Below are 17,734 nucleotides of genomic sequence, written 5' to 3'. Positions count from 1 at the left end.
GTGGCTGAGATGGGTCGCGGTGGCGTCCATAAAGATCGGTCCGACGGACCTGAGCGCAAGTGCATCGCCACGGGCGAGGTTCAGCCCAAATACGGGCTGATCCGCTTTGTGACGGGGCCGGATGGTCAGGTCTATCCCGATGTCGCGGCGAAATTGCCGGGTCGTGGGGTCTATGTGGCGGCAGATCGCACAGCCTTGGACAAGGCGGTCAGCAAAAAGCTGTTCTCGCGCGGGTTCAAGGCGCAGGTCACGGCCCAAGCGGACCTGGCCGATGAGGTCGAAAAACAAGTCGCGCGCCGTGTGGTTGAGCTTCTCAGCTTGGCGCGTAAGTCCGGCGATGCGGTCGCCGGATATGAAAAGGTCAAGACGTGGCTGGACCGGGAAGAGGCTCAGGTACTGATTCAGGCCAGCGATGGATCGGGGCGCGGCAAGTCGAAACTCAGCACGCCGCACTTCGGAAAGTACATCGGATGGCTCACTGCGGACGAGTTAGGGGCGGCATTTGGGCGCCAAACCGTGATTCATGCGGCGCTGGCCTCTGGCGGACTCGCCAAACGTGTTGTAGAGGAAGCGCAGCGCCTGCGTGGCTTGCGCGAAACGGATGACGGCGGCAGGGGCCGCGCGGAAGGGTAAGAAGCTTTATGAGCGATAATGACGGCAAAAAGACATTGGGTCTTCGTGGCGGGGCACGCCCCGGAAATGTGAAACAGAGTTTCAGCCACGGACGCACCAAGAATGTCGTGGTGGAAACCAAACGCAAACGCGTGGTGGTCCCCAAGCCGGGTGCCGGAAAGCCGGGTGGCGGAGCAACGCCCTCGGGTGATCCGTCGCGCCGTCCTGCCGGGATCTCCGACGCGGAAATGGCCCGCCGGATGAAGGCATTGCAAGCCGCCAAAGCGCGCGAGGTCGAAGAGGCCGCCGCCCGTGAGGCAGCTGAAAAGGCGCGTGAAGAAGAACGCGCCCGTCGCCGTGCGGAACAAGAGGCCAAGGAACGCGAACAGCGTGAGGCCGAAGAGAAAGCCCGCGCCAAGGCCGAAGAAGAAGAGCGCAAGCGCCAAGAGGCGGAAGAAGCTGCCAAACGCGCTGCTGCCGCCCCGGCCCCGGAAGAGCCCAAAGCGGCCCGTAGCCCGGCAAGCAAGCCTGCACCTGCGGCTGCTCCGCGCAAACAGGATCGTGAGCGTGAACAGCGCGGCCGTGGCAAAGGCCGCGACGACAACCGCCGTTCGGGCAAGCTGACACTGGGTCAGGCCACCGGTGGCGAAGGCAACCGCCAACGCTCGATGGCCGCGATGAAGCGCAAGCAAGAGCGTGCGCGTCAGAAAGCCATGGGCGGTTCGGTTGAACGCGAAAAGGTCATTCGTGACGTTCAGCTGCCCGAGGCCATCATGGTGTCAGAGCTCGCCAACCGTATGGCCGAGCGTGTGGCTGATGTTGTAAAATCGCTGATGCAGATGGGCATGATGGTTACTCAGAACCAGACCATCGACGCTGACACTGCTGAACTGATCATCGAAGAGTTTGGCCACAAGGTCACTCGCGTCTCCGATTCGGATGTTGAAGACGTCATCAAGGAGGTCGAAGACAGCGAAGACGATCTGCAGCCGCGTCCGCCGGTCATCACGATTATGGGTCACGTTGACCACGGTAAGACCTCGCTGTTGGATGCAATCCGCGACGCGCGTGTTGTGGCAGGTGAGGCCGGTGGCATCACCCAGCACATCGGCGCCTATCAGGTGAAAACCGATGGCGGCACCACGCTGACCTTCCTGGATACTCCGGGCCACGCAGCGTTTACGTCGATGCGTTCGCGTGGTGCTCAGGTCACGGATATCGTGGTTCTGGTTGTTGCGGCAGACGACGCCGTGATGCCGCAGACGATCGAGGCGATCAACCACGCCAAAGCGGCCGGAGTGCCGATGATCGTGGCGATCAACAAGGTCGATAAGCCAGATGCAAATCCGGACAAGGTGCGGACCGATCTGCTTCAGCATGAAGTGATCGTCGAGAAAATGTCGGGTGAGGTTCAGGACGTCGAAGTCTCGGCCATCACCGGTCAGGGTCTGGATGAGTTGCTGGAAGCCATCGCGCTGCAAGCCGAGATTCTGGAGCTGAAAGCCAACCCCGACCGCGCGGCCCAAGGTGCCGTGATCGAGGCGCAGTTGGATGTGGGCCGTGGCCCCGTGGCCACCGTTCTTGTTCAGAACGGCACACTGCGCCAAGGCGATATCTTCGTTGTGGGTGAGCAATACGGTAAGGTCCGTGCGCTGATCAACGACAAGGGCGACCGCGTGAAAGAAGCCGGCCCCTCGGTTCCGGTCGAGGTTCTGGGTCTCAACGGTACGCCCGAGGCGGGTGACGTTCTGAACGTGACCGAGACCGAAGCGCAGGCGCGTGAGATTGCTGCCTATCGTGAGCAAGCCGCCAAGGACAAACGCGCCGCCGCCGGTGCCGCGACCACCCTTGAGCAGCTGATGCAGAAGGCCAAGGAAGACGAAAACGTCACCGAGCTGCCGATTCTGATGAAGGCGGACGTACAAGGTTCGGCCGAAGCCATCGTTCAGGCGATGGAGAAGATCGGCAACGACGAAGTGCGCGTGCGCGTTCTGCACTCGGGCGTCGGTGCGATCACCGAGACGGATGTCGGTCTGGCAGAAGCCTCCGGCGCACCGATCTTCGGGTTCAACGTCCGTGCCAACGCATCGGCGCGGAACACCGCGAACCAGAAGGGTGTCGAGATCCGCTATTATTCGGTGATCTATGACCTCGTGGATGACGTGAAAGCGGCCGCATCCGGCCTGCTGAGCGCCGAGATCCGCGAGAAGTTCATCGGTTACGCCGAGATCCGCGAAGTCTTCAAGGTTACCGGCGTCGGCAAGGTTGCTGGCTGTCTGGTCACCGAAGGCGTTGCCCGCCGCTCCGCAGGTGTTCGCCTGCTGCGCGACAACGTGGTGATCCACGAAGGTACGCTGAAGACGCTGAAGCGCTTCAAGGACGAAGTGGCCGAGGTTCAGTCGGGTCAGGAATGCGGTATGGCGTTCGAGAACTACGACGATATCCGCGCAGGCGACGTGATCGAAATCTTCGAGCGCGAAGAAGTCACCCGCACGCTGGACTGATCCGGTTCTGCAAGTAAGTTTGAAAACAGCGGCTCGACTTGGGCCGCTGTTTTTTTTGGCACTTCGCGATCTACGTCTATTTTTTGGTTCAACGTGTTCCTCGTTACATTCAAGCTATGCAGGGGGCTGTAACAAGTTCGTATATGGACTTTCGAGGCCCGGTCTTGATTTACTGTTGGTCGGGATTGAACGGACCCGCAGCGCTTAAGGGCCAAACGAAGAGACCTGCTTCTCTCGTTCGATAGGATTTGGAGATAGATTTGACGCGTATTTTTACAGCACTCTGCTTTGTCGTCACCCTGATTGCCGGGCCCGCATTGGCGCATGAACGGTTCGCCCTCGTGATCGGGAATGCTGGGTACTCAACTGTCCCGGCGCTGGACAACCCTGTGAACGACGCGCGCTTGATGAGCGAAGAGCTGCGCGGCGCGGGATTTGCGGTCACGACACTGACGGATGCAAGCCGCGCAGAGATGGAGCAGGAGGTTGAAGCTTTTGCCCGCACTGTGCGTGCGGCGGGATCCGAGGCCTTGGCGGTGTTCTATTTTGCCGGACACGGGGTGCGCAGTGATGAGTTCAACTACCTGCTTCCGCTGGGCGTGAACATTAAGTCCGAGGCTGATATTGCGGATCAGGCTGTCCCGGCCGAGTGGGTTCTGGATCGTATTCACACACCTCAGGCCGTGAGTGTCATGATTCTGGACGCTTGCCGCGATAATCCTTTTGACAGTGAAACAGATGGTGCCCTGGATGTCGGCGACGGGCTTGCACGTATGACGGCCCGCACCAACAACCTGATCGCCTATGCCACCGGACCCGGCGACGTCGCACTGGACGGGACTGGGACCAACAGCCCTTACACAGCAGCCATTGCGCGCGCGATCGGGACCCGAGGTCTAACACTAGAGCAGATGTTTGATCAGGTGCGCACGGAAGTGATCGGCGAAACGGACGGAGTGCAATCCCCTTGGGCCCGGTCATCCCTGAACTTACGGATTGGCATCACGGACCCGAGTTTGAATTAACAGGGACCAGCCCCGGGCAACGCGAAGACTAGGGCGTTCCCGACTGCTTTGAAACTGTGAACGTCCCCGGATGCATTATGATGTCGAAATGCTGCATCCCTTTTTTCAGATCGAAGCTGACAGAATGTCCGGCCTTTCGTAGGTGTTCGGCGTAGTCGCGGCTTTGGCGGATGAATTCCGGTGTGTCCCTTTCGGCCACGGTCACGTGATAGCGCGGTCCGGGTAGTGGCACGTGACGGATAGGGGAAAGGTCGTTGACCTCAACCGGGGTCAGTTGCAGCGGATCGTTGACCGAGGTCAGGCTGATCGGCTCCAGATCATAAACCCCGCTGATCAGGATCACGTCGCGCACCCGCAACCCGGCGCGGGCCAGAGCGTTGGCAGATTGCGCCATAACCATGCTAGCCAATTGCGCCCCGGCGCTGTGCCCTGACAAAGTTATTCTGCTGGGGTCAAACCCCAGCGACTCAGCCTGCGTCGCCAACCAGAGCAACGCATCACGGCACTCCTCGATCATGTCTGCGATGCGGGCATCAGGGGCCAGAGTATAGTTCAATGTTGCGAAAGCCTGACCCTCTTCAATCAGCGCCGGTGCCATCATGGCGGACTCGCGCTGGCTGAGGGCCTGCCAATAGCCGCCATGGATAAAGACATGCAGCGGCGCGCCTGCTTCGGCCGCCGGGAAGTAATCCAGAACCTGCGCCGGGCCTGCGCCATAGGTCAGATTTTCCTGAACCGTCAGACTGCCCCGCGCCTGTGCGCTGAGGGCGCCATAGCTGGCAATGTAAGGCGTCAGATCACCGCCGATCATTGATCTCGGCGAATATTCCTGTTCCAGTTCAGCCTGTGAAAACCCGCGATACAGCATCAGTCCCCCGCATAGATCAGTTCTGTGCGCATATCATACAAATCGTGGAAGAAGCGCAATTCCAATGCTTTGCGTAAGAAGCCGACGCCGCTGGAGCCTCCTGTTCCCGGCTGCATCCCGATGACACGTTCAACGGCGGTCGCGTGATCGAACCGCCACCGTTGGAACAGGCATTCCACATCCATCAGCTTCTCTGCCAGCGCATAAAGCTCCCAGTTTTTTTCGGTCTCGCGAAAGACCTGAACCCAGATTTTCACCACCCGAGGATCGCCGGAGTAGGGCTGCGCATAGTCCCGCTCCAGCAAGTCCTGCGGCACGTCGAAGCCTTGGCGGGCCAGCATGTGCAGTACCTCGTCGTAGAGCGACGGCTTGGTAAGTGCTGCGTTCAACATCTCCATCACTTCGGGATCATGGGCGTGAACTTTCAGGGTCGAGGGGTCCTTGTTGCCCAGAATGAACTCGATCTGGCGGTAGCCATAGCTTTGGAACCCGGAGGAACTGCCAAGTGCCTGCCGAAAGGTCATGTAGTCGGCGGGCGTCATGGTCAGCAGGGTTTCCCAGGCCGCGATCAGCTGATGTTGAATGGCTTTGATGCGGTCGAGGTTTTTCATCGCTGGACCAAACGCGTCCTGTTGCAGGAAGCGGCGCACTTCGACCAGTTGATGGTGCATCAGTTTCAGCCACAGCTCGCTGACCTGATGGATGATGATGAACAACATCTCGTCGGGCTGGGCGGGGTCCTGAAACGTCTTCTGCAGGTTCAGCAGCGTCTTGAGTTGCAGAAAATCGCCATAGCTTTTGCGATGGGTCTCGGTGAAATCGGTGACCAGAGAATCTTCGATCCCGCGTTCCAGATACCTGTCAGTGTCGCTCATTTGCTCCTCCAAACGCCTGAGGTTACCCGATGTGTAAGGGGTCAGCCCGCGCAGCGCCAGAGGGTCAGGTCCAGTCGAGAACCACCTTGCCGGATTGACCAGATTTCATGGCCGCAAACCCTTCGGCAAAATCGTCGACTTTCATCTGATGGGTGATCACGCGGCTAACATCCAGGCCATTTTGCAGCATGGCGATCATCTTGTACCAGGTCTCGAACATCTCGCGCCCGTACACGCCCTTGATGGTGATGGCCTTGAACACGATGCGGGACCAATCGACCGGGGACTTGCCGGGCGGAATACCCAGCAGGGCAATCTTGCCACCCATAACCAATGCCTCGACCATTTGGTCCAGCGCGACTTGCGAGCCGGACATTTCCAGCCCCACATCGAAACCTTCCTTCAATCCCAGCTCGGCGATAACATCCTGCAGGTCCTCTTTGGAGACATCGACTGCGCGAACCGTTGGCACAACGTGTTCGGCCAGTTTCAGGCGGTCGGGGTTGATGTCGGTGATGACCACATTGCGGGCACCTGCGTGGCGGGCGACGGCTGCGGCCATGATGCCAATCGGTCCAGCGCCTGTGATCAGCACATCCTCCCCTAGCAGATCAAAGCTGAGCGCGGTGTGAACGGCGTTTCCCAGCGGGTCGAGAATGGCTCCGATTTCGTCTGGCACGTCGTCGGGTAGAGGGACGACATTGAAGGCAGGCAGTTTCAGATATTGCGCAAACGCGCCTTGTTCGTTGACGCCTATGCCACGCGTGCCGGGGTCGAGGTGGAACTTGCCCGCGCGGCTCTGACGGCTGTCTGTTCCGATCAGGTGCCCCTCGCCCGAGCAGCGCCGCCCGATCTCAAGCCCGGTTACGTTTCGGCCGATCTCAACGATCTCTCCCGCGAATTCATGGCCGGTGATCATCGGAACGGGAACCGTGGCAGCCGCCCAATCATCCCAGTTCCAGATATGAATGTCGGTCCCGCAGATGCCGGTCTTGTTGATCCGGATCAGCACCTCATCCGGGCCGATCTCGGGCACCGGCGCTTGGATCATCCACAGGCCTTCCTTAGGTTCGGATTTTTCCAGTGCTTTCATTGTATTGGGACGCATTGCACTACTCCCATAAATCGGTGGACAGGTATTTTAGGCCGCTGTCGCAAATGACGATCGCGACGCAGCCGCCACGCTCGGGGCCGCGCAGCAGCTCGATCGCACCAGCAAGGTTCGCACCGGCCGAGTATCCGGCAAAGATCCCTTCGCTGCGTGCGAGCAACCGGGCGCAATCTCGGGCCGCGTTGCCTGATACCGAAAGGTGCCCAGCGAGGGGGACGCCGTTCATATGGGTCAGGTCAGCCATGGCGTAGCCGCCGCCCTGTATCGGGTGGTCGGGCGTGTCGACGACTTCACCGCCCAAGGCCCGTGCGCCTTCGGGTTCGATGGCGTAACACCGCACATCATACGGCGCGAAGAATGCCGCTGCTCCGGCCAGGGTGCCGCCTGAACCGGCGAAATCACAGAAGGCCGTGACAGCGCCACCCGATTGGTCCCAGATTTCCGGCCCGGTCCCGGTTGCATGCGCTTTGGGGTTGCCGGAGTGGCCAAACTGATCCGCGCGAAACGCGCCGCGCTCTGCGGTGACTTGCTTCGCCGCTTGGTCCACCAGAGCCAGATCAGCGCCCGAAACCTCACCCGGTTTGCTGCCAGGTGCCTGAGGCACGATGATCACCTCAGCCCCCAGTGCCCGCATCATGCGCGCACGCTCGACCGAGTTCCCGGCGCTCATCACCGCGACAAACGGATGGCCCATGATTCCGCAGACAATCGCCAGACCGGTTCCCATATTGCCCGAGGTCAGCTCGACAACAGTTTGGCCCGGCGCAAGCGTTCCGTCGACGCGGGCCATTTGGATGATGGTTTTTGCCGCGCGGTCCTTTTTCGAGAAGCCGGGCAATAGATAATCCAGCTTGGCCAGAATGCGACCGTCCAGCTGAAGCCGCTGGCAGATGCGCGACAGGTCCACCAAAGGGGTATTGCCGATGGCGTCGATGACAGAGGCAAGGGTCATTCGATGACTCCAAGCTCTTTGCCGATTTTCCCAAACGCGGCAAGCGCCTGGTCAAGCTCTTGCCGCGTCAGGGCGGCGTTCATTTGGGTTCTAATCCGGGCCTGCCCGCGCGGGACCACTGGGAAGAAAAAGCCGGAGACATACACGCCTTCGTCAAACAACCGGGCCGCCATGTCCTGCGCCAATGACGCGTCGCCCAGCATGACCGGAATGATTGGGTGTTCACCTGGCAGAAGGTCAAAACCCAGCTTCTCCAGCCCCGCCCGCCAGTATTTGGTGTTTCCGAACAGCTGCGCGCGCAGCATGTCGCCCTGTTGAACCAGACGGATAGCCTCAATCCCGGCGGCGACGATGGATGGCGGCAGCGAGTTCGAGAACAGATAGGGCCGCGCCCGCTGCCGCAGCAGGTCGATCACTGGCTGCGGCCCGGCGATGTAACCGCCGATTGCCCCCCCAAGTGCTTTTCCCAAGGTTCCCGTCAGGATGTCGACATCGACACCGAAATGATCCGGCGTGCCCGCGCCGTTCGGTCCCATAAACCCGGTAGCGTGGCAATCATCGACCATGACGATGGCGTCATACTTGTCGGCCAGCTCACGGATCTTCGGCAGGTTGGCGAGGTAACCATCCATTGAAAACACGCCGTCGGTCGCGATCATGATATGCCGCGCTCCATCCTCGCGCGCCTGTTTCAGCCAGGCCTCAAGGTCGTTCATGTCGTTGTTCAGATAGCGATAGCGCTTGGCTTTACACAGCCGCACCCCGTCGATGATCGAGGCGTGGTTCAGACTGTCCGAGATTATCGCATCCTCGGGTCCGAGAAGGGGTTCGAACAGCCCGCCGTTCGCGTCGAAACAGGCGGCGAACAGGATCGAGTCATCCTTGTTCAGGAACTCGGCCAGCTTCTGTTCCAGCTCGCGGTGAATGTCCTGTGTGCCGCAGATAAACCGGACCGAGGCCATGCCGAACCCTTTGGGGCCCATTGCATCTGTGGCCGCTTCGATTAGCGCGGGATGGTCGGCCAGACCCAGGTAGTTATTGGCGCACAGGTTGATGACCTGCTTGTCGCCCACCGTGATCTCACCGCCCTGAGGCGATGTAATCATGCGTTCGCGTTTATACAGACCTTCGGATTCGATCTGCGCGAGGGTGTCCGTGATATGGGACAGGAATGCATCTGCCATGGCGACCTCCGTTCATCTGAGTCGGATTTCTAACATAACGGATTCAATTCCCAAATAGGAGAATTACACTATACGGGAAAAATTTCCGTGAAGGCGGAATTTAGGCGTTTTTGACGATCAGAAAGACCCGCGCGGGGCATTTCGAAGCAATGGAATGGGTCACATCAGCTGCATATCGGGCGGTGTCGCCCTGCTGCATCTCAGATATTGCAGTGCCCGAGGTGACGCGTACCGCACCTTCCAGAACCGTCAATTGTTCGCGTGTGCCGCGGGCATGCGGCTGGCTGTTCAGTGTGCCGTTGTGGTCAAAGCGGATGTCGTAGACCTCGTGCCCTCCGGCCTCTTCCGGGGGCGACAGGATACGGATGCGGCAGTTCTGTCCCATATTGTCGATGCTGGGCACCTCGGCCTGGCGCAGAACCTCGATCTGGTCCGAGGTTTTGGTCTCTTCCAGCAGCCCTGCGAAATCCACCTGCAGGGCCCGCGTCAGGTTCCACAGGGTCGAGATGGTTGGGCTGCTTTCGCCTCGTTCGATCTGACTGACCATCGAGCGGGACACGCCGCTGAGATTTGCAACAGCTTCCAGCGACAGGCCCTTGGCGCGACGCGCCTCTTTCAGGCGGGCGGGCAGAAGGGTCAGGATATCGTCTGTGTTTTCCGTCATGACGGAATCTGATGCGCTTTTCACGGTGGGTTGTCAATTCTGATTGTGACGGTACGTCGTATAGGACAACGCGCCAACTGGGCGTAATAGTGCCGCCAAATCCAAGAGGAGAAGAGACATGAAAGATATCGTCATTCTGGATGGGGCCCGTACGGCGGTTGGAACGTTTGGGGGTGCTCTAGCCTCGACCGCACCGATTGATCTGGCGACCGTTGTGACCGAAGCCGCAATGGAGAAGTCGGGCGTCGAAGGCGGCCAGATTGGCAACGTTGTGTTTGGTCATGTGATCAACACCGAACCGCGCGACATGTATCTGTCGCGTGCGGCGGCCAAACAGGCAGGTATCCCGGTCGAAACTCCCGCTATGAACGTGAACCGCCTGTGTGGATCGGGGGCGCAGGCGATTGTGTCCGCGGTACAATCACTGATGCTGGGTGATGCCGAATTTTCTGTGGCTGGTGGGGCTGAGAGCATGTCGCGCAGCCCCTACATCCTGCAGCAGGCGCGCTGGGGTGCCAAGATGGGCGATAACAAGTCGCTCGACATGATGCTGGGTGCGTTGAACTGCCCCTTTGGCACCGGCCATATGGGTGTGACGGCTGAGAACGTCGCCGATGAGCATCAGGTCACACGCGAGCAGATGGATGAGTTCGCTCTGACCAGCCAGACCCGCGCCGCTGCGGCCATTGAGGCCGGATATTTCCAAAGCCAGATCGCGCCGGTTCAGGTCAAGGTCAAGCGCGACATAGTTGATTTCATGGTCGATGAGCATCCCAAGGCGACTTCGATTGAGGCGTTGGCGGGTCTGCGTCCGGCGTTCAAGAAGGATGGTCGGGTGACGGCGGGCAACGCCTCTGGCATCAATGACGGTGCGGCAGCGATGGTTTTGGCCACGGCGGACGCGGCCGAAAAGGCTGGTCTGAAGCCGAAAGCGCGTATTCTGGGTTACGGCCACGCCGGTGTCCGCCCCGAAGTGATGGGTATCGGTCCGGTGCCTGCGGTCCAGAACTTGCTGGCCAAGACCGGCCTGACGGTGGAAGACTTCGACGTGATCGAAAGCAACGAAGCCTTTGCTTCGCAGGCTCTGGCCGTGAACAAAGAGCTGGGTCTGGACGCCGCCAAGGTGAATCCGAACGGTGGTGCGATTGCCCTGGGTCACCCGGTGGGTGCGACAGGTGCGATCATCACGCTGAAGGCGTTGTATGAGTTGGAGCGGACTGGTGGCTCCAAAGGTCTGATCACCATGTGTATCGGCGGTGGTCAGGGTATTGCGATTGCCATCGAGCGGCTCTGACTTCGAGACGGGCGGGGGGCTGTCTGCCCCCCATCGCGCCTTAGGCGCGATTCCCCCCAAGGATATTTTCAGCCAGATGAAGCAGGCGGGTGGCGCCTAGCTGAGCGCTGTTAGTAGCAAAACCAAAGCAGCGCCTAACACGGCTCCGAGCGTTGCGGGAAGGGCTTTGGACCACAGGCGGGAGTTGGTCTGATCGTCTTTTTGCGTTTGCGCGATCAGAGCGTCTTCCACCAGAGCGGGCAGACGTGGGCCGAACCGAGCCAGAACCAACGCGGTTTTGCCAAAGTCGCGGAGCGCCGCGCGGGGGCCGATGGATTTCTTGATGTAGTCCTCGACGACCGGACGCGCGACCTCCCATATATTGATATGCGGATCGAGTGATCGAGCGACGCCTTCGACCACAACCATGGTGCGCTGTAGCAGGATCAGCTCGGTTCGGGTTTCCATGCCAAAGCGTTCGGTGACTTCGAACAGGTAATTCAGCAAGCGGCCCATCGAGATATGGGTGGCGTCCATGCCGAAGATGGGCTCGCCCACAGCGCGCAGGGCGCGGGCGAATTCGTCGACGTCTTGATTGGCTGGGACGTATCCGGCCTCGAAGTGCACCTCGGCCACGCGTTTATAGTCGCGGCGGATGAAGCCAAATAGGATCTCGGCATAGACCCGGCGGGTGTATTCGTCGATATGGCCCATGATGCCGTAGTCATAGGCGATGATATCGTTGTTGGCGGCAACCTTCAGGTTGCCCTGGTGCATGTCGGCGTGGAAGTAGCCATCGCGCAGGGCGTGCAGCAGGAACAAGCGCAGGACACGCTCGCCCAGATCGCGGCGGTTATGGCCTGCGGCGTCCAGGGCGTCGTTGTCGCCAAGTGGGATGCCATCCGCCCAGCTGAGCGTCATCACCCGGCGCGCGGACAGAGACCACACGACCGGAGGCAACCAGAACCCGGCATCATCCTTGGTGTTGGCGGCGTATTCCGAGGCTGCCGAGCTTTCCAGACGCAAGTCCAGCTCGCCGCGCACCACGCCATCGAAGTGTTCGATCACTTCCATTGGACGCAAACGACGCGCGCCTGGGGCGCAGAGTTGTACCATGCGGGCGGCGAAATAAAACGCGTCGACATCCTTGCGGAAGGCGCGCTCGATTCCCGGACGCAGGACTTTGACGGCGACGTCCTCGCCTGTGCTGGTCAGCTTGGCCTTGTGAACCTGTGCGATCGAGGCCGCAGCTATTGGTTCGCTGAATTCGCTGAACATTTCTGAGATCGGCTGGCCCAGCTCCTTCTCGACCTCAGCCATGGCCTCGGCCTTCGGGAATGGGGGCAGCTTGTCCTGCAATACGCGCAGTTGCTCGGCCAGTTCGTTACCAACCACATCGGGGCGGGTCGACAGGACCTGTCCGAATTTTATGTAGGCCGGACCCAGCGCCGTCAGGGCGCGCGTGGCAGGGGGCATCTCGGGGTCGCCCTTGTACCCAAGCCATTGAAACGGTTTGCCAAGCGCGTGGGCGAGAAAGCGGACCGCGCGGGGGGCTTCGAACGCGTCCAGCACGACATTCATCGCGCCCGTGCGCTCTAGCGTGGCGCCTGTTCGGATCAGGCGTATGATGTTGTGAGGGCCACGCATTTAGATCTTCCAGCCGGAATGCAGCGCGGCGATTCCCATGCTCAGGTTGCGGTATTTGGCGTTCTCAAAACCGGCAGCGCGGACCATACCCAGGAATGTATCCTGATCGGGGAACTTGCGGATCGATTCCACGAGGTACTGATAGCTGTCGTAGTCATTGGCGATCAGCTTGCCCATGCGCGGGATGACGTTGAAGCTGTAGAGATCATAGAGCTTTTGCAGCCCATCGTTGGGCAACTGGCTGAACTCCAACACCATCAGGCGACCACCGGGTTTCAACACGCGATAAGCCTCGTTCAGCGCTTCTTGCGGGCGGGTGACGTTCCTGATGCCGAAGGAGATTGTGTAGACATCGAAGGTGTTGTCCTCGAACGGCAGAGACATCGCATCGCCGACGACCCAGTTCAGGCTCTCCGACGTCTGATCGGCCTCAGCCCGTTGACGGCCCTCGACCAGCATTGGCTCCGTCAGGTCCAGAACGGTGGCGTGGCCATAGCCCGCGCGTTTGAGAAAGCGGAACGAGATGTCTCCGGTGCCGCCGGCGACGTCCAGCAGACGCTGACCGGGGCGCGGGGCAAGCCAGTCCATCATCGCGTCTTTCCAGACCCGGTGGATGCCCATCGACATAACATCGTTCATCACGTCGTATTTCGAGGCCACGGAGTTGAAAACGCCCTGTACGCGCCCGGCCTTGTCAGCCTCGCGGACGGTTTCGAACCCGAAATGAGTGGTCTTGTCGCTGTTGTCGGACATTTGCCTTGCCGTTTGTCGAATTTCGCCTCTGTTATAGGGCCATCAGAGGCGGGCACAATGCGGCCCTTTGGAATAGGAGCCATCTAATGCCCGAATTGCCTGAGGTCGAGACAGTAAGACGCGGCCTGACCCCTGCGATGGAGGGGGTGGTAATCGAGCGTGCAGATGTGAACCGCCCCGATCTGCGCTGGCCCTTCCCGGAGCGTTTGGCCGAGAGATTGACGGGACAGCGGGTGGATCGGCTAAGGCGACGTTCCAAATACATTCTGGCTGATCTCAGCAGTGGCGAGACGTTGTTGATTCACTTGGGTATGTCGGGGCGTATGACGGTATCAGGTGACCCGTTGGGGCAGTTCGTCCATGACCATCCGATGCCCGAAAAGCATGACCATTTAGTGTTCCACATGGCCAATGGTGCCCGCGTGACCTTCAACGATCCGCGCCGGTTCGGGGCCATGGATTTGCTGCCAACCGCAACCGCAGAAAACCACAAACTGCTGTCCGTTCTGGGGCCGGAACCATTGGGCAATGATTTTCACGAACAGCACCTGATTGACGCGTTCAAGGGCAAGAACAGGCCGGTCAAATCGGTACTTCTGGATCAGGGAATCGTTGCCGGGTTGGGGAATATTTACGTTTGCGAGGCGCTTTATCGCGGCAAGGTGTCGCCACGTCGCAAAGCCGGACAAATTTCTGCGGCGCGTGTCGCAGCCCTTGTGCCGATCATCCGGCAGGTGTTGCAGGACGCGATCGAAGCAGGGGGATCGTCACTGAAAGATTTCCGTCAAGCCGATGGAGAACTTGGATATTTTCAGCACAGCTTTGATGTTTACGGCCGCGAAGGCGAACCCTGCCGAACCCAGGGTTGCGGTGCCGAAATCAAGAGAATCACCCAGTCTGGTCGCTCATCCTTCTACTGTGCGCAATGCCAAAGATAGCTTGATCCAGCGAAATCGCGTGTTAAGGAATCGTACCTGAACGGAACAACCGGAAGCTTATACCTCATGGCTTTTGAGACGATCATCGTCGAAATCGAAGACCACGTCGCCCTTATCAAACTCGACCGACCAGATGCGATGAATGCGCTGAACACCCAATTGGTGGGTGAGCTGTGCGACGCGCTGGAAGAGGCGGATCAGAACGACAAAGTGCGCTGCATCGTGCTGACCGGCTCGGACAAGGCGTTTGCCGCGGGTGCGGACATCAAGGAAATGTCCGAGATGAGCTTTGTCGACGTTTTCAGCACCGACCTGTTTGCCTCGGTCAACGAGCGTGTCTCGGCCATTCGCAAACCCATAATCGCGGCGGTTGCGGGCTACGCGCTGGGCGGCGGCTGCGAATTGGCCATGATATGCGATTTCATCATCGCCGCAGACACCGCCAAGTTCGGCCAGCCCGAGATCAATCTGGGCGTTATAGCCGGTATCGGCGGCACCCAGCGCCTGACCCGCTTTGTCGGCAAGTCCAAGGCGATGGATATGAACCTGACCGGTCGCTTCATGGACGCCGAAGAAGCTGAGCGCGCGGGTCTTGTCAGCCGCGTGGTTCCGGCGAAGAAGCTGATCGAAGAAGCCGTGGGTGCAGCCCATAAGATTGCTGAGAAGTCTTTGCTGACGGCCGCAGCCGCGAAGGAAGCGGTGAATCGCAGCTATGAGCTACCGCTGAGCGAAGGTTTGCTGTTTGAGCGTCGCGTCTTTCATTCAATGTTCGCGACCGAAGACCAGAAAGAGGGCATGGCGGCGTTTCTGGAAAAACGCGCCGCGCAATTCCGCGACAAGTAAGGTCGCAGCAAGGAATTCCGGAAGGGCAGGCTGTGGCCTGCCTTTATTTGTTGGACATATGAGGCAAGAATCGGCTTGGCAAACCCGTAAAACTTGGGTAGAGACCGCCTTCATACATGCGCGTGCGGCCCGCTTGGCCCGACTCACACTCGTGATTTCTGATCCGGTGCGGATAACTCCGTGGCGCGCAACCCTAGATAACCGTACCGAATAAAGGTTAGAGACACATGGCAAATTCGCCCCAGGCAAAGAAACGCGCCCGTCAGAACGAAAAGCGTTTCGCCGTAAACAAAGCGCGCCGTTCGCGCATCCGCACCTACCTGCGCAAAGTTGAAGAAGCGATCGCTTCCGGCGACAAAGACGCTGCAACCGCAGCTCTGCGCGCAGCTCAGCCTGAACTGATGCGCGGCGTCACCAAAGGCGTTTTCCACAAGAACACCGCATCGCGTAAAATGTCGCGCCTGTCGGCACGCGTAAAAGCGCTGGGTTGATTCCCGCTAGGACGCGTCAAGCGTTTTCCTACGTAAAGGCGTCGCGCATTGCGGCGCCTTTCGTGTTTGTTGCCAGAAAGCCGCGACCTCACGAAGTCGAGAGATTCTTTCGCCCTGAACCCCGAGTCAATATCAGAGTTTCGTTGCTGCGACAGGCAACATCTTGCTACCACTGAGTCAGCGATTCACTCGCTTGGGGGGACAGGCTGTTCCAGACATCTGACTGACGGGCATCAGTCAGACATCAGGAACCAGCGTTCGAAAACCGGCCTTGGCCGGTGAAACGATCTGCTCTGGGTCTCGGGTTTTCCGAAGATCTCAGCCCTGTCAAACAATTGGGTTACGACGCGTGCCCCGGTTTTCCGGGATCCTGCTGCGGGATACGATTTGTGCATGCTGAGTGTTCATTTACCCGCCGGATGGGACAGTCCGGCGCAGGGTACCCTTGTGCGTGAACGTCAATGACCGGGAAACCGGCGACGATTGATAAGACCGACAGGTCAAAAAAAATGGGATGCGTGAGGCGCTTGATGACACAAGAGAAATGGGGACAACTGCGTAGCAAACTACTGAAGGCCGTTGGTAAGAACAACTTCACCACCTGGATTGAGCCTCTGGAATTTCAGGAGCTGCAGGATGGTGTAGCCGTGTTCTCGGTGCCGACCAACTTCATGGGGAATTACGTCAGCCAGAATTTTGCAGATTTGATTCTGTATGAACTGAATACCGCGGGTGAGACGGTCCAACGTCTTGCGTTCAAGGCGGCAGCCAATTCGACCACCCGACCGGCAGCTGTCACGGATGAACCGAAGTTGACCGCAGCTGCTGCACCAGTTGCGGAATCTGCCAATGCGGCGCTCGAGGATCTACAGGCCGCACCCTTGGATACGCGTTTTACCTTCGACAGCTTTGTTGTCGGCAAACCCAACGAACTGGCCCATGCCGCCGCGCGCCGCGTAGCTGAAGGTGGCCCGGTCACGTTCAATCCGCTGGTTCTCTATGGCGGTGTCGGGTTGGGTAAAACGCACCTGATGCACGCGATCGCGTGGGAGCTGAAAACCAAAAGCCCCGAGCTGAACGTGCTTTACCTGTCGGCGGAACAGTTCATGTATCGCTTTGTTCAGGCTCTGCGCGAACGCCGGATGATGGATTTCAAACATCTGTTCCGCTCGGTCGATGTGCTGATGGTGGACGATGTGCAGTTCATCGCGGGCAAGGACTCGACCCAAGAAGAGTTCTTTCACACCTTCAACGCTCTGGTGGACCAGAACAAACAGATCATCATCTCGGCCGACCGCGCACCGGGTGAGATCAAGGATTTGGAAGATCGCGTGAAATCACGCCTGCAATGTGGTCTGGTCGTCGATCTGCATCCCACCGACTACGAATTGCGTCTGGGCATTCTGCAGAACAAGGTCCAGCAGCACATCGCCACCTATCCCGATCTTGTCATCGCCGATGGCGTGCTGGAGTTTCTGGCGCATCGCATCTCGACCAATGTACGCGTTCTCGAAGGTGCTCTGACCCGTCTGTTCGCCTTTGCCTCACTAGTGGGGCGTGAGATCGACATGGAGCTGACTCAGGACTGTCTGGCTGACGTGCTGCGCGCCTCAGAGCGGAAGATCACCGTCGAGGAAATCCAGCGCAAAGTGTCGGACTACTACAACATCCGCCTCTCGGACATTATCGGCCCCAAGCGTTTGCGGTCCTATGCTCGTCCGCGTCAAGTGGCCATGTATCTGTGCAAGCAACTGACCAGCCGCTCTCTGCCTGAGATCGGCCGCCGTTTCGGAGGGCGCGACCACACAACCGTTATGCATGGGGTCAAGCGCATCGAAGAGCTGAAGACGACCGATGGTCAGATCGCAGAAGACGTGGAAATGCTGCGCCGCTCGCTAGAGGCCTGAACCGCACCCATTGTCAGTAAATGCCCCGGGCCAGTGCGTCCGGGGCGTTTTCTTGTGCGCTAATCTCCACGGTTGCGGAGGAATGGA

At 59.4% G+C, this 17,734-nt stretch carries 16 protein-coding genes; 8 read left to right on the top strand and 8 right to left on the bottom strand.

Annotated features, from left to right (window positions below; genetic code table 11):
- Window positions 1–9 precede the first annotated feature (9 nt).
- The 3 genes from ACR0C3_RS17975 (at window position 10) to ACR0C3_RS17965 (ending at window position 4,141) form a co-directional block, all read left to right on the top strand.
- Window positions 10–633: an RNA-binding protein gene (locus ACR0C3_RS17975; protein WP_480759812.1), complete on the top strand. Its 624-nt coding sequence runs from the start codon at window positions 10–12 to the stop codon at window positions 631–633.
- 8 nt (window positions 634–641) lie between these two features.
- Window positions 642–3,116, top strand: coding sequence for a translation initiation factor IF-2 (gene infB, locus ACR0C3_RS17970; RefSeq protein WP_170379973.1), 2,475 nt, complete (start codon window positions 642–644; stop codon window positions 3,114–3,116).
- 260 nt (window positions 3,117–3,376) lie between these two features.
- Window positions 3,377–4,141: a caspase family protein gene (locus tag ACR0C3_RS17965; RefSeq protein ID WP_480759757.1), complete on the top strand. Its 765-nt coding sequence runs from the start codon at window positions 3,377–3,379 to the stop codon at window positions 4,139–4,141.
- A 28-nt stretch (window positions 4,142–4,169) separates the two neighbouring features.
- Here the strand turns inward: ACR0C3_RS17965 and ACR0C3_RS17960 are convergent, their stop codons facing one another.
- From ACR0C3_RS17960 to ACR0C3_RS17935, 6 genes are all read right to left on the bottom strand, one after another.
- On the bottom strand, window positions 4,170–5,009 hold the full coding sequence (locus ACR0C3_RS17960; protein WP_480759756.1) for an alpha/beta hydrolase: 840 nt from the start codon (window positions 5,007–5,009) through the stop codon (window positions 4,170–4,172).
- Window positions 5,009–5,884 (bottom strand): tryptophan 2,3-dioxygenase, encoded by an 876-nt coding sequence (locus ACR0C3_RS17955; protein ID WP_480759755.1) that lies wholly within the window; start codon window positions 5,882–5,884, stop codon window positions 5,009–5,011. The genes ACR0C3_RS17960 and ACR0C3_RS17955 overlap by 1 nt, the downstream gene beginning before the upstream one ends.
- Before the next feature lie 64 nt (window positions 5,885–5,948).
- On the bottom strand, window positions 5,949–6,977 hold the full coding sequence (tdh, locus tag ACR0C3_RS17950; protein WP_480759810.1) for an L-threonine 3-dehydrogenase: 1,029 nt from the start codon (window positions 6,975–6,977) through the stop codon (window positions 5,949–5,951).
- A 19-nt stretch (window positions 6,978–6,996) separates the two neighbouring features.
- Window positions 6,997–7,947: a PLP-dependent cysteine synthase family protein gene (locus ACR0C3_RS17945; RefSeq protein WP_480759753.1), complete on the bottom strand. Its 951-nt coding sequence runs from the start codon at window positions 7,945–7,947 to the stop codon at window positions 6,997–6,999.
- Window positions 7,944–9,131 (bottom strand): glycine C-acetyltransferase, encoded by a 1,188-nt coding sequence (locus ACR0C3_RS17940; protein ID WP_480759751.1) that lies wholly within the window; start codon window positions 9,129–9,131, stop codon window positions 7,944–7,946. The genes ACR0C3_RS17945 and ACR0C3_RS17940 overlap by 4 nt, the downstream gene beginning before the upstream one ends.
- A 100-nt stretch (window positions 9,132–9,231) precedes the next feature.
- Complete coding sequence (locus ACR0C3_RS17935) at window positions 9,232–9,795, bottom strand: helix-turn-helix domain-containing protein (protein WP_480759750.1); 564 nt, start codon at window positions 9,793–9,795, stop codon at window positions 9,232–9,234.
- Between the two features lie 118 nt (window positions 9,796–9,913).
- On the opposite strand from ACR0C3_RS17935, the gene ACR0C3_RS17930 reads away from it, so the two are divergent.
- Entirely contained in the window at window positions 9,914–11,089 is a 1,176-nt protein-coding gene (locus ACR0C3_RS17930) for an acetyl-CoA C-acyltransferase family protein (protein WP_480759749.1), read from the top strand.
- 96 nt (window positions 11,090–11,185) lie between these two features.
- Here ACR0C3_RS17930 and ubiB read toward each other — a convergent pair whose 3' ends face one another.
- The gene (gene ubiB, locus ACR0C3_RS17925) at window positions 11,186–12,715 is read right to left on the bottom strand and encodes a 2-polyprenylphenol 6-hydroxylase (RefSeq protein ID WP_480759747.1); all 1,530 of its coding nucleotides are present in this window, start codon (window positions 12,713–12,715) and stop codon (window positions 11,186–11,188) included.
- On the bottom strand, window positions 12,716–13,468 hold the full coding sequence (gene ubiE / locus ACR0C3_RS17920; protein ID WP_480759746.1) for a bifunctional demethylmenaquinone methyltransferase/2-methoxy-6-polyprenyl-1,4-benzoquinol methylase UbiE: 753 nt from the start codon (window positions 13,466–13,468) through the stop codon (window positions 12,716–12,718).
- An 86-nt stretch (window positions 13,469–13,554) separates the two neighbouring features.
- Between ubiE and mutM the strand changes: the two genes are divergently transcribed.
- The 4 genes from mutM (at window position 13,555) to dnaA (ending at window position 17,647) form a co-directional block, all read left to right on the top strand.
- A complete protein-coding gene (gene mutM, locus ACR0C3_RS17915) occupies window positions 13,555–14,406 on the top strand; it encodes a bifunctional DNA-formamidopyrimidine glycosylase/DNA-(apurinic or apyrimidinic site) lyase (RefSeq protein WP_480759745.1) in 852 nt (283 codons plus the stop codon).
- Between the two features lie 66 nt (window positions 14,407–14,472).
- Window positions 14,473–15,249: an enoyl-CoA hydratase gene (locus ACR0C3_RS17910; RefSeq protein WP_170379984.1), complete on the top strand. Its 777-nt coding sequence runs from the start codon at window positions 14,473–14,475 to the stop codon at window positions 15,247–15,249.
- Between the two features lie 227 nt (window positions 15,250–15,476).
- Window positions 15,477–15,740 (top strand): 30S ribosomal protein S20, encoded by a 264-nt coding sequence (gene rpsT, locus ACR0C3_RS17905; protein WP_142638226.1) that lies wholly within the window; start codon window positions 15,477–15,479, stop codon window positions 15,738–15,740.
- Window positions 15,741–16,270: 530 nt separating this feature from the next.
- Entirely contained in the window at window positions 16,271–17,647 is a 1,377-nt protein-coding gene (dnaA, locus tag ACR0C3_RS17900) for a chromosomal replication initiator protein DnaA (RefSeq protein WP_480759743.1), read from the top strand.
- Window positions 17,648–17,734 lie beyond the last annotated feature (87 nt).

Source organism: Ruegeria sp. CK3, assembly GCF_056536565.1.
The sequence above is the reverse complement of the archived record's forward strand: the minus strand, read 5'-3'. Positions and strand labels throughout refer to the sequence as shown.